8 protein-coding genes and 1 pseudogene are annotated in these 11997 nt (G+C 67.1%); 4 read left to right on the forward strand and 5 right to left on the reverse strand.

The window, feature by feature from the left end:
* Nucleotides 1–215: pseudogene (locus NP3_RS49155) on the forward strand (hypothetical protein); the annotation flags it as partial.
* 18 nt (nucleotides 216–233) lie between these two features.
* Here NP3_RS49155 and NP3_RS15445 read toward each other — a convergent pair.
* Nucleotides 234–1052 (reverse strand): PhzF family phenazine biosynthesis protein, encoded by an 819-nt coding sequence (locus NP3_RS15445; protein ID WP_063041927.1) that lies wholly within the window; start codon nucleotides 1050–1052, stop codon nucleotides 234–236.
* A gap of 79 nt (nucleotides 1053–1131) precedes the next feature.
* A complete protein-coding gene (locus tag NP3_RS15450; protein WP_063041929.1) occupies nucleotides 1132–3558 on the reverse strand; it encodes an HAD-IC family P-type ATPase in 2427 nt (808 codons plus the stop codon).
* On the opposite strand from NP3_RS15450, the gene rarD reads away from it, so the two are divergent.
* Both rarD and NP3_RS15460 read left to right on the forward strand, forming a co-directional pair.
* A complete protein-coding gene (gene rarD, locus NP3_RS15455; RefSeq protein ID WP_084508610.1) occupies nucleotides 3557–4513 on the forward strand; it encodes an EamA family transporter RarD in 957 nt (318 codons plus the stop codon). The genes NP3_RS15450 and rarD overlap by 2 nt on opposite strands.
* A gap of 137 nt (nucleotides 4514–4650) precedes the next feature.
* Nucleotides 4651–5577, forward strand: a complete 927-nt coding sequence (locus tag NP3_RS15460) for an ADP-ribosylglycohydrolase family protein (protein WP_063041931.1) — start codon at nucleotides 4651–4653, stop codon at nucleotides 5575–5577.
* On the opposite strand, the gene NP3_RS15465 is transcribed toward NP3_RS15460, so the two are convergent.
* The 3 genes from NP3_RS15465 to NP3_RS15475 form a co-directional block, all read right to left on the reverse strand.
* On the reverse strand, nucleotides 5574–8825 hold the full coding sequence (locus NP3_RS15465; protein ID WP_157124339.1) for an arabinosyltransferase domain-containing protein: 3252 nt from the start codon (nucleotides 8823–8825) through the stop codon (nucleotides 5574–5576). The two genes, NP3_RS15460 and NP3_RS15465, sit on opposite strands and share 4 nt — an antisense overlap.
* Nucleotides 8826–8956: 131 nt before the next feature.
* Complete coding sequence (locus NP3_RS15470) at nucleotides 8957–9457, reverse strand: WKL family lipoprotein (protein ID WP_063041935.1); 501 nt, start codon at nucleotides 9455–9457, stop codon at nucleotides 8957–8959.
* 96 nt (nucleotides 9458–9553) lie between these two features.
* Nucleotides 9554–11005 carry a DNA polymerase IV gene (locus NP3_RS15475; RefSeq protein ID WP_063041941.1) on the reverse strand — a complete coding sequence of 484 codons (1452 nt, stop codon included), beginning with the start codon at nucleotides 11003–11005 and terminating at the stop codon, nucleotides 9554–9556.
* A gap of 376 nt (nucleotides 11006–11381) precedes the next feature.
* On the opposite strand from NP3_RS15475, the gene NP3_RS15480 reads away from it, so the two are divergent.
* A partial coding sequence (locus tag NP3_RS15480; RefSeq protein ID WP_063041937.1) for a UTP--glucose-1-phosphate uridylyltransferase occupies nucleotides 11382–11997 on the forward strand: 616 nt, incomplete at its 3' end.

Raw genomic sequence — 11997 nt, forward strand, 5'->3', positions numbered from 1 at the left:
CCCGCCTGCGCGCCGGGTGCGCCTGCACGGTCGGCCTCGTGGTCCGCGGCGGGCTGCCCCAACTCCGGAATCTGGCGACCCAGGACGGAATTCGCGCCGTGCAGGCCCTGCCCGCCGACGCAGTCGCCACCAGTTTCGCGATCGTTCCGCTACTGCCGGAATACGAGGACATCGCGCTGCCCGGTACGGACGACGGCCCCGTCCCGGATCAGTGACCAACGCGGCCGGACCGGTCAATCCGGCAGTGCCACAACACCATCCAGGTACCGGCGGCAGCGGCCGATGAGCAGTACCCGGTCGCCAGCGAGTTCACAGCGCAGCCTGCCGCCACGCCGGGACAACTGACGGGCGCTGAGTTCGGCGCGGCCGAATTCGCGGCTCCACAGCGGAACCAGCTGTGCGTGTGCCGATCCCGTGACCGGATCCTCGACCACACCGAGATCCGGGCCGAAGACCCGGGAGACGAAGTCGACGGTATCGCCGGGCGCGGTGATCACCGCGTCGAAGGCGAGCGGTGGGAAGGCCGCGAAATTCGGCCGCGCCTCACGTACTTCACGTTCGGAACCCACCACGATCACCTCGTCGAATCCGGTATAGGCACGCACCGCACGGACGCCGAGCGCATCGACCAGCACGGGATCGGGCGTGACCTCCTTGGATTCGAGCGCGGGTAGGTCGAGTACGTATTCGTCGTCATCGGTGCGGTCGACGTGTAGCCAGCCGCTGCGCGTGAAGAAGCTCACCCGGTCCTCGCCGGGATGGATGTCCTCGAGAATCTGCGCGGCCGTCGCCATGGTGGCGTGGCCGCACATATCGACCTCCCGGGTCGGGGTGAACCAGCGCAGGTGGACGGCGGGCCACTCCCCGGGTGGACCGCCCGCCTCGACGGGTAATTGCGAGGTGTAGAAGGCGGTCTCGGCGAGGTTGTTCTCCTCGGCCAGATGTTGCAACAGCTCGTCCGGCAACCATGTCGACAGCGGCATGACCGCGGCCGGGTTGCCCGAGAACGGTGCGTCGGCGAACGCGTCGATCTGATGCAGCAATACCTCCATAGTCGAGAAGGTACTCCAACCCTGAATGATCGCTTCGCACAAGGTATCTCGTGGCGCGGCGAGTCGGGCGTCCAATTGTTCAGGCGCCCCCGCCCGGTGAGCTCGGAAGTAGCGTGTGCTTCTCGCCCTGAGCTGCGGCGGCGATCCACCAGGCGGCCTCGACGAGCACGATGCCGATGGCGCCGCAGATGAACGCCGCAGTGGTGAGCCCGATATTCGAGGGGTCGAGTTTGAAGAAATGCCTGGTGAACGGGATTGTGAACAACAGCACATAGGCCAGGATCGATGCGCCGATGAGCACCACTTTCCACCACACATACGGCCGGGCGACGATGGCAAGCACCCACACCGCGATCATGATCAAGGTGATGAGCGCCGTGGTACCTGCCTGCTCCTTCTGCTGCTCCAGGGAGTCATACGACCCCGCATTGGCGATCAGGTATGCGACGAAGGTGGCGATGCCGATCACCACGCCGGACGGAATCGCCAAACGCATGACCCGCGAAACGAATCCGGACCGGGCTCGTTCATTGTTCGGAGCCAGCGAGAGGATGAAGGCGGGGATGCCGATGGTGAACCAGGCCGCGATCGTGACATGCCTTGGCAGGAACGGATATCCGATCGCTTCGTAGTCGAAGATCTGCGAGCCGACACCGGCGACGCCGATCAAGAAAGCGAGCACCACCGAGTACACCGTCTTGGTGAGGAACAGATTCGAGACCCGCTCGATATTGCCGATAACCCGGCGGCCCTCGCCGACCACATAGGGCAGTGTGGCGAACTTGTTGTCCAACAACACGATCTGGGCGACCGCGCGGGTGGCCGGACTGCCCGACCCCATGGCCACGCCGATATCGGAATCCTTCAGCGCCAGCACATCGTTCACGCCGTCACCGGTCATGGCGACGGTGTGGCCCCGAGATTGCAAGGCGCCCACCATGGCTCGCTTCTGATCGGGGCGCACCCGGCCGAAGGTGGTCTCACGTTCGAGCACGTCGGCGAGTGCGCCACGATCCTCGGGCAATTCGCGGGCGTCGACCGCGTGATCGCCGCCACGCAGATCCAGCGAGGAGGCGACCGCACCGACCGAGACGGCATTGTCGCCGGAGATCACCTTGATCGAAACCTGCTGGCTGGCAAAGTAATCGAGAGTTTCGCGAGCATCGGGGCGCACCTTCTGCTCGAGCACGACCAGCGCCGCGGGGTCGACCGCACCCGGTGCGTCGGCGGCGTCGACCGGACGGTCGCTGCGCGCGAGCAGCAGAATGCGCAGCCCCGAGGAGCCGAGTTCCTCTGCGACACGGGCATCTTCGGAACTCGGGTCGAGCAGCACATCGGGCGCGCCGAGCAGCCAGTCGCCGTGCTCGCCGTAGGAGAACCCGCTCCATTTCTTCGCCGAGGAGAACGGTGCGACCGCGGTGTGCTGCCAATTCGGCTTATCGGTGAGCTCCTCGCCGATGGCCTGCACGCTCGCATTCGGGCGCGGATCGTCGGCGGCCATGGCGGCCAAGGCCTGTCGCACCTCGGCGTCGTCGAACGTGCCGAGCGTCTTGATATCCGACAGGCGCATCCCGTTCTCGGTGAGCGTGCCGGTCTTATCCGCGCACACCACATCGACGCGGGCCAGGCCCTCGATGGCGGGCAGCTCCTGCACCAGACATTTGCGCCTGCCGAGTCGCACGACACCGACCGCGAAGGCGACCGAGGTCATCAGCACCAAGCCCTCGGGCACCATCGGCACCAGTGCGGCGACCATGCCGGTGACCGCGGGCCGCCAGGACTCCTTACTGGAGAACAGCTGGTTGTAGATGCTCAGCAGACCCGCCGGGATCAACAGATAGGTAATGACCTTGAGGATGGTGTCGATACCGCTGCGCAATTCGGACTTGACCAGTGTGAACTTGCTCGCCTCTTCGGACAGCTTGGCGGCGTAGGCGTCCCGGCCGACCTTCGTCGCACGGTAGGCGCCGGAACCGGAAACGACGTAGCTGCCCGACATCACCGACGCGCCGATCGGCTTGTCCACCGGATCGGCTTCACCGGTGAGCAGTGATTCGTCGACCTCGAGCAGTGCGGATTCCTCGACCGTGCCGTCGACCACGATCTGGTCGCCGGGGCCGAGCTCGATCAGATCGTCGAGAACGACCTCCTTCGGCGCCACCTCCACCGACTGTCCGTCGCGGCGCACGGTCGGCTTGGCCTGGCTGACAATGGCCAACTGGTCCAGGGTGCGCTTGGCGCGGATCTCCTGGATGATGCCGACCGCGCTATTGGCGATGATCAGCAGGCCGAACATGCCGTCGATGATCGAGCCGGTCGCCAGCACCAGGATGAACAGCACACCGAGGATGGCATTGATCCGGGTGAAGACATTGGCGCGAACGATGTCGCGCACGGATCGGCTCGCCCGGTCCGGCACGTCATTGGTCAGCCCGTCGCGGCGACGTTGCTCGACCTCCACCGCGGTCAGCCCGGTGACGGCGGTTTGGGACACGGTAATCGACATGACCGCCAGGCTACCGAGAACTACCGTCGGTTGGGTGCAGCGAAGCAGGGCGGTCCCAGGTGTTGTGTTCGGTACAGGCGCATTTCTGATCTGGGGGTTGTTTCCGGCTTACTTCGGTCTGCTGGCCTTCGCCAATCCGGCCGAGGTGGTGGCGCAGCGGGTCCTGTGGACGTTGGTGCTGGTGCTGGTCGTGCTGGCGATAACCGGGCAGCTCGGTGGGCTGCGCGGAATCGCACCGCGGATCTGGCGGATGGCGGCGGTGGCCATCGCGGCGCTATCGATCAACTGGGGTGTGTACGTCTACGGCGTCACTTCCGGGCATGTGGTGGAGTGCGCACTCGGGTACTTCATCAATCCGCTGGTGACGGTGGCGTTCGGCGTGCTGATCTTCCGTGAGCGGTTGGCCAGGGCACAGTGGGCGGCGCTCGGGCTGGGTGCGCTGGCGGTCGCCGTGCTCACCGTCGACTACGGCAGACCGCCGCTCATCGCGCTGGCACTGGCCTGCTCATTCGCCACCTACGGACTGGTGAAGAAGGTGATTCCGCTCGACGCGCTGCACGGGATCGCGGCCGAGGGTCTGGTCGCGGCACCGTTCGCGCTGGCCTTCGTGATCGTATTCGCGATGACCGGACGTAGTGAATTCGCCAGTGGCATCGCACATTCCGGATTGATGATCTCGACCGGTCCGGTCACTCTGCTGCCGCTGCTGCTGTTCGCCGTTGCCGCGCAACGGGTTCCGCTCTCGACCATGGGACTGCTGCAGTACCTCACGCCCGCGCTGCAGATGGCCTGGGGTGTGGCCGTCGCGCATGAGCCGATGCCCACGTCGCGGTGGGCCGGTTTCGCGCTCATCTGGGCGGCGCTGGCGATTTTCACCGCCGACGCGCTGGTGCGCGGGCGGCGGCGGGCCAGGACCACACAGCCCGAACCGGCCGGTTCAACAGAGCATCGCTGATCTGCCCTTCCCAGCTGTGGCTTCGTGGTGAGGGCACAGTTTTCCATGCGATCGCTTGTCGAGTTCGACAGGACGGTGCAGCCCATGTCCTCGGGTACATTGACCGCGAAAAACCGCAGGCGGCGGAAGGTTTCTTGATGCTGGACGATGCGCAACTGGATCGAGCGGCGGGTGTGCTGCTCGGCACCGCGGCGGGCGATGCGCTCGGGGCGGGCTACGAATTCACGTGGCCGGGAACGCAAGTCGCGATCGAGATGATCGGCGGCGGGCCGTGCCGGTGGGCGCCGGGACAGTGGACCGATGACACCTCGATGGCGATCGCCATCGCACTGGCGGCCGATAAGGGGCCCGGCATCGATCTCGACGAAGTGGCAGCCGGATTCGTCCGGTGGTTCGATTCCGATCCACCGGATATCGGCATCCAGACCCGCGCCGTGCTCTCGGTCCGCCCGCGCTCGGCCCGGGAGATGCAGGCGCAGGCAATGTCTCTGCACGGCAAGACCGGCGGCAACGGTTCGCTGATGCGCACCGCCCCCGTCGCCCTCGCCTATCTCGGCGATGCGGACGAATGCGTCCGTATGGCCGGTGCGATCGGCGCGCTCACCCATCACGATCAGCAGGCGATCGAGGCCTGCAAGATCTGGACCTCCGGCATTCGGCACGCCGTGCTCACCGGAACCCTCGACGGTGTCCGCCAGTTCGTCGACGCCTCGCCGAGCGCCGCCTACTGGACCCACCTGCTCGACGAGGCCGAAGCCGGTACCCCGCAAGACTTTTCGAATAACGGCTGGGTCGTGCACGCCCTCCAGACCGCCTGGTGGGCCATCACCACCGCCGACGCCGCCGATCCGGACCACCTCCCGCGCACGCTCGAACTCTGTGTCCGCGCGGGCGGCGACACCGACACCACCGCCGCCATCGCGGGCGGCCTCCTCGGCGCCCGCTGGGGCGCCACCGCCATCCCCCACCACTGGCGTCAACTCCTGCACGGCTACCCCGGCTTCACCGCCGCCGACCTGACCGCCTTGGCCACCCGCATAGCGACCAACAGCATCACCCGCTAGTACGCCGTATTGATGTGGCCCGGCGTCCAGAGGCCGGAGTGGTCCTGCTGGGTGATTTCGGGTTTCGCGGGGTCGGCCTTGGGATCGATGCGGACCAGCTGTTGGAGTTCGCCCCAGTCTCGCCGCCAGTCCTGGTCCAGGTAGGTGGCCAGGGTGCGGGGACGCAGCAGCATATTGGACCAGCCGAGCGGCCCGCCGCCGTCGTGGCTCTGCCAGAGGGTGGTGATCTCGGCACCCGGCCGGTCGGGAAGGATGCGATAGGCCGGGACCTCGGCGATATTGTCGCGGTGGTCGTAGGGGCGCTGGTTGGGGAATTGCAGGCCAACCATCCAGTCGGTGAGAACCGGGACCTGTGAGCCGACAACATCGTTCAGCGTTCTGGTCTGCGGCACCCGCGGTGGAGTGACGGCCAGCCATTGCTTGGGATTGCGGTCGCGGTCGACGGCGACGATACGGATAACGTCTGCGCCAGTGGGGATTTCGCTGAACGGTACGCGCAGATTACGCCACGAGGGCGCCGGTCCGATATCGATCGGGGTGACCTTGCCCATGGGTTGTGCGGTGTTCTCGGAATCGGTTGCGCCGTATTCGATTTCGAGGGTCTGCCCCGGAGTGACGATGCCGTCGGCGTCGACCGAGCGGATCCGGCCCGCCGCGGTCAGCGCGATAATGCCAGTGCGGTCACCGGGTTCCGGAAGCCGGTACCAACCCGTGGTCAGATCGGCGGGGCCCGCGTCACCGGAGCCGTAGCTGCCGAGCACCGGCGTGGTCGCCGGGTTCAGTCCGAAAGGCAATGCGGCGGTGGCGGTTCCGGCGGTGTTCTCCGAGGCGGACTTACTGCTCAACGCGTCGGCGATACTGCCGGTCGGACTCGAATCGTCGTCGGGGCGCAGATCGGCGGCCACACCCGAACCGGTGAATCCGGAGCCGGTGCCCGACAGCGTGCTCACCGCATCGCCGGTCAGGGGGCGCAGCATGCCCGCGTTCGGATCGGTCTCCACCAGCACATGACCGGCCAGGCCCGCCGTCTTCCCGGTGAGCGCTTCGATATTCGAACGCGCCAGCGAAAACGCGGGCCCCTGGACCACCGCCGCCTTGGCGAAGGAGCCGACATCCCAGACCACGAGCAGCGCCAGCGCGATGGTCAGTGGCGGCAGCACCGACACCCGCCACGCGAGACGCGAAACCCGATGCGGGGTACCGGGTTCCGGCGACCGCACATGCCACCACGCGGCCACGGCCAGCAGTGCGGCGGCGGCCAGCAGGAACAACTTGTTGAGCTCGATACCGGCGATCACCGGCGGCTTGTCCCACCAAGGAATGCCGTAAGACGAGACGTACCACCACTTATTGGGCCCGGAGAACACCAGCGCGAGCAGGAAAGCGACCATCGCGGCGAATAGTGCGCGATAGCGCGGCGCCCGCAAAACCCTTGGCGCGACGGCCATCGCGGTCACCATGGCGACGGCACCGGCCACACCCGCGTACACACCGAAGTGATGAGTCCACTTGGTCGGCGTGACCATGATCAGCAGCAGCGCGCCGACGGTGACACCGAGAATGCGCCGGGTCGGCCCCGCGGCCAGCAGCGGAATCCGACCGCCCTTGCGCAGCAGGACGATGACACACACGATCAGCCCCGCCAACATCGCGAGCACACCGATCCGGCGGCCTACCGAGCCGTCGGTCTCGCCTTGGAAGAGGTACTGATAGCGCAGATAGTCGTTGAACCATTCGACATCCGGGCCGACGATGTGGTGGATCCGCTTCATCTCGAACATCGCCGCCAACGGCTGATCGGCGAACATGATCGCCAGCGCCACGATACCGGCGGCCAGCAGCGGGGCGAGCAGCACCGCATAGCCCACCAGCCGGGCACCCATCGATCCCCGAGTCCCGGTGCGGTCCATGATGATTCGCGCGACCGGCCGCAAGCCCGCCAGCAGCGCCGCGATACAGATCACACCCGACGGCCCGGCCGTACAGGCGAAGGCCGCGACCAGGATCGCGAATCCGGCGGGCAACAATCGCCGCGTGGCAATGGCACGTTCGACCAGGCACCAGGTGAGCAGCAGTCCCAGCGCGACCGGCGGTTCCGGACGCAGCCCGTTGTCGTAGGCCAGCCAAAGGGTCAGGAAGCCGAGCGCACCGGTCCACATCGCGACGCGGTTGCCTCGCACCGCGACCCCGAGCCGAGTCGCCACCTCGCGGCTCAGCAGCAGCCACATCAGCACACCGCAGCACAGCGCGGGCAGCCGCACCCACGGACTGGCGGTGCTGATCTCCGTCATGATCCGGATCAGGTCGTAATACGGTGTGCCGACCGGATTTTCGGGCACCCCGAAGTAGGCGAAGTAGTTGGCCATGTAGCCCGCGACACCCGACGCACGGGCCATACCGAACTGATAACCGTCGTCGGAGGTGGTCGACCCGATGAAGTACCAGACCACCATGGTGCCCAGCACCACGGCATCCAGCAGCGTGAATGTCCACCAGCGCTGCGGCAGGAAGCGACGCACCCGCCGACCGTCCAGCCGATCGAGCCGATACAGCGCGAGCAGCGCGACAATCGTGCACAGGACCGCGAGCCAGATCGCCGCGCGCTTCACCGGCGTGGGCGTCGAGGAGAACCTGGTGTCGAGTTCGGCGGTGACGCGGGCACCGTCGGCCGCGGCCAGATCACTGAAGATGCCAACCATCTGCGGCCGGTAGTCGCCATTGAGCACCACCGGGAATCCGGGCGCTTCGAATCCGACCAGGGTGGCGGTCGCACTGGTGTTGTCGGCGTGCACCGTGAGTTCACAGCCCGGAACCAGCTCGGCGACCGGCACGCTGAGCAATGCCTGATTGCGCAGCACCACATCCAGCCGCGCCGGAGTATCGGCCCCGGCGTGCACGCGGGAGACGAATCCGTAGCGCTCGAGGTCCGGCGCGCCATCGGGTCCGGTCGCCGCGAGAGTGCCCCCCTTGGCGCTGAGCTGGTTGATCGCCGTGCACGGCAGGGTGGCGTCGAAAGTCAGTGGCGCATAGGAGATCAGCGGCGCCTCGATACTGCGCGCCGAACCTGCCTGCGGCCAGGTCAGCGTCGCCGCGTCCACCCGCACCGGCAGCAGCGGCACCGCCACCGCGAACAGTGCGCCGAGCAGGCCCGCGATCAGCGCGATCGGCCCGGCCCAACCCCTGCGCGTCTTCGATTGTGCCGTCCCGAGTTCGGAGTGCTCGACGGACGGCTGCCCCGCCCACACCATCGTGTCAGCCACGGGGCCTGATCCTAACGGTAACTATTTCAAACGAAAGTTCTTGCCGGCGTGCGGCATTGATTCACAGCAAGCACACAGCTGGCGCGGCCGACACCGGGTCGGCCGCGACCGCTGGTCTATCAGCTGCAGGCCACCGACTGCTGGCCGAGGTTGGTCAGCATGGTGCAGGCCCAGGCCTTCTGGATCTTCCACTTGCCGTTCTCGGCGACGAACGGCACATCGATAATGTTCTCCTGGCCGTTGAGCAAGACCTTGGCCTTGGCATTGACGCTGTCGCCGAAGCTGGTCACATCGGTGACCGTGATAGTGACATTGGCGCCCTTGGCGGCCTCGGCGAGGCGGTTCGGCAGTTCCGGATCGGCCTCGGCGCCCTGCACACCGTCGAGCTTCTCCGAACTAGGGATCGACGGATCGAGGGCACGCTGCAGCTGCGTGTTCAGTTCCGCGACGGAGGGGACCGGCGGCAGATTGGTGGCGCTCGCCCCGGCCGAGGCCTTGGCGCTGGTACTGGTCTTCGCGGCCGGCTTGCTGTCTTTGTCATCGCTGCAGGCGGTCATGCCGAGTGCGGCGACGACGGCCAGGGCGGCGATAGCGATGCGTCCAGTCTTACGAAGCTTCAACTGCTCGTCCTTTGCGTTCGAGTAGGTACATGTCGTTCCACCAACGGCAGCCGTCACCCGAATCGGCGACGCTGCACGAATGACCCAGGCTACCTGTCAGCGGAGACTGCCGAGCGGATCCGCCCGGGACAGACTGATGTCGTCGGCGGCAAAGGTACGCGCCGGACCGGGCCCTGTCGAGCTGGTCTCGAACCGAACAGTAACCACGCCGAGCCCGGCGCCCTGCACCCATCCGTGCCCGAATTCGGGGTGCGTGACGTCCAGTCCTGGATACCACAACGTCGCGCTCCGCATCGCCGAATCGTCCTGAGCTGCACCAACGCTCGGCTGTGTGGTCGCGGGGACCGGAGATGTCGCGGTTACTCCCACCTCGACGCCTACCACCCCGACCAGCGCACCCGCGCCGAGCTCGGTGGCACCGTCATCAGCTGCGGACAGCCCCGCCTGTGCGCCCCAACCATCGGAGTGCGGCGCGTCGCCCTCCCAGACGCCGCCCTCGACCGGCACCTGATCCAACTCCGGGAACAGCGACTCCTGCCGGACCGTCGACAGCCCGCCGTAACCCACCCCGACCAGCCGGATCGGCCCGAGCTCGGCCGGATCAATGGCCGAGCGCTGCGCCGCTGTCGTCAGCGTGGCCAGTTCGGTCGTCGCGTACGGCAGGGTGAACGACCTGGTCACGATGCTCATATCGGATTTCCTCAGCTTCAGCACCACGGTGCGTGCGGCCCGCCCGTCCTTCTTCAGACGACGGTGCGCGGCCGCCGCCATGGTCTCGATCGCCGGACGCAGCTGGGCCATCGTGACGATATCGGTCTCATAGGTGTTCTCGGCGCTGATCTGCTTGGCCTCGGCCCGCTCGGCGACCGGCCGGTCGTCGATACCGCGGGCCAGCCGGTGTAATGCCGCGCCGACGCTGCCGCCGAGAATGGACACCGCCTCCAATTCCGGCAGCGCCGCGAAGGCGCCGACGGTCTCGATACCGAGCGAACGCAAGCGGCCCTCGGCCACTGGACCGATCCCCCACAGCTTGCGCACCGGCAGCCCGGCCAGCAGTTGCTGCTGCTCATCCGGCGAAACCACCCGCACCCCATCGGGTTTGGCCATTCCGGAGGCGATCTTGGCCAGCTGCTTACCGGTACCCGCACCGACCGAGGCGACCAGTCCGGTCCGCTCCCGCACCAGCGCACGCAACTCCTCGCAGAATTCGCGCACCTGCTCGACGGTCGCGCCCACCAACTCGGCGGGCTCGCCGAATGCCTCGTCGAACGACAGCGTCTCCAGGACCGGGATGCGGCTGCGCAACGCGTCGAACACCCGTGCGCTGACCACGCTGTAGACCGCACCACGCGGCGGTACCACCACCGCGGTCACCCCGACCAATCGCCGCGCCTGATGCATCGGCATGGCCGAGCGCGCACCGAAGACCCGCGCCTCGTAGCTCGCCCCCGCGACCACACCGCGCCCACCGGTACCGCCGACCAGCACCGGGCGCCCGCGCAGCGTCGGCCGCGTCAATTGTTCGACCGAAGCGAAGAAGGCATCCATATCGATATGCAGCACCCACCGCCGACCCGTGCGCACGAACGCGGCCCCCGCCGCGCCTCCCCCGGCGGCCACAGCGGTGTTGTCGGTGCTCACGCACCGGAATCTACGCGGCCCCACCGACAGGTCGGCCCACCGCACAACACCGCGTCAACCTGTGAAGACGACGGACAACCTGGGTGCCGGGTGCACGTCAGCCGAGTAGTTTCTGCGAGATTGCTATCGAACTTCGCGGCGCGACGACGCGGCGAGCACGGCGCTCTGCCCTGCCCAACCATCCGTGACCAGGTCCGATACCGATATGTTGCCGCCTCGACATGCCCGGCCCAAGCCTGGGGATCACCGGTTCGTACCCGCTCGGGTATGTGATGATCGGACCATGAAGATCCGCAAGGCCGTGATACCGGCCGCCGGAATCGGCTCCCGGCTGCTCCCGCTGACCAAGGCCATCCCCAAGGAGATGCTGCCGGTCGGCGATAAGCCGGTCATCGAGCACACCGTCCGCGAGCTGGTCGCATCCGGAATCACCGATATCACCATCGTGGTCAGCAGCGGAAAATCCCTGATCCAGGATCATTTCCGCCCCAATCCGGCCCTGGTGGCCCAGCTGCGCGCCGACGGCAAGGACGCCTACGCCGACGCGGTGGAGGAGGTCGGCGAGTTGTCCCGGCTCGGACATATCACCTACCTCGATCAGCACGGGCCCTACGGCAACGGCACCCCGGTGCTCAATGCCGCCCGCAATCTCGGCGACGAGCCGATGCTGGTGCTGTGGCCCGACGACGTCTTCGTCGCCGGGGTGCCGCGCGCCCAGCAACTGATCGACGCCTATGAGGCGACCGGCGCGCCGGTGCTCGCGCTGATGCCGATGGATCCGTCCGAATCCCAGCGCTACGGCGTCCCGGTCGTCGCGGACGACCAGGGCAACGGCCTGCTGCGCATTACCGGGCTGCGGGAAAAGCCCAAGCCCGAGGACGCACCGTCGAACTATGCCG

This window comes from Nocardia pseudovaccinii NBRC 100343, from assembly GCF_001613225.1.
Lineage (GTDB): Bacteria > Actinomycetota > Actinomycetes > Mycobacteriales > Mycobacteriaceae > Nocardia > Nocardia pseudovaccinii.

Bases quoted from the DNA above. Each gene is read 5' to 3' on its own strand.
- NP3_RS15445 (WP_063041927.1), bottom strand. From the start codon at position 1,052: ATGGAGGTATTGCTGCATCAGATCGACGCGTTCGCCGACGCACCGTTC.
- rarD (WP_084508610.1), top strand. From the start codon at position 3,557: ATGACCGCCAGGCTACCGAGAACTACCGTCGGTTGGGTGCAGCGAAGC.
- NP3_RS15450 (WP_063041929.1), bottom strand. From the start codon at position 3,558: ATGTCGATTACCGTGTCCCAAACCGCCGTCACCGGGCTGACCGCGGTG.
- NP3_RS15460 (WP_063041931.1), top strand. From the start codon at position 4,651: ATGCTGGACGATGCGCAACTGGATCGAGCGGCGGGTGTGCTGCTCGGC.
- NP3_RS15465 (WP_157124339.1), bottom strand. From the start codon at position 8,825: ATGGTGTGGGCGGGGCAGCCGTCCGTCGAGCACTCCGAACTCGGGACG.
- NP3_RS15475 (WP_063041941.1), bottom strand. From the start codon at position 11,005: ATGGATGCCTTCTTCGCTTCGGTCGAACAATTGACGCGGCCGACGCTG.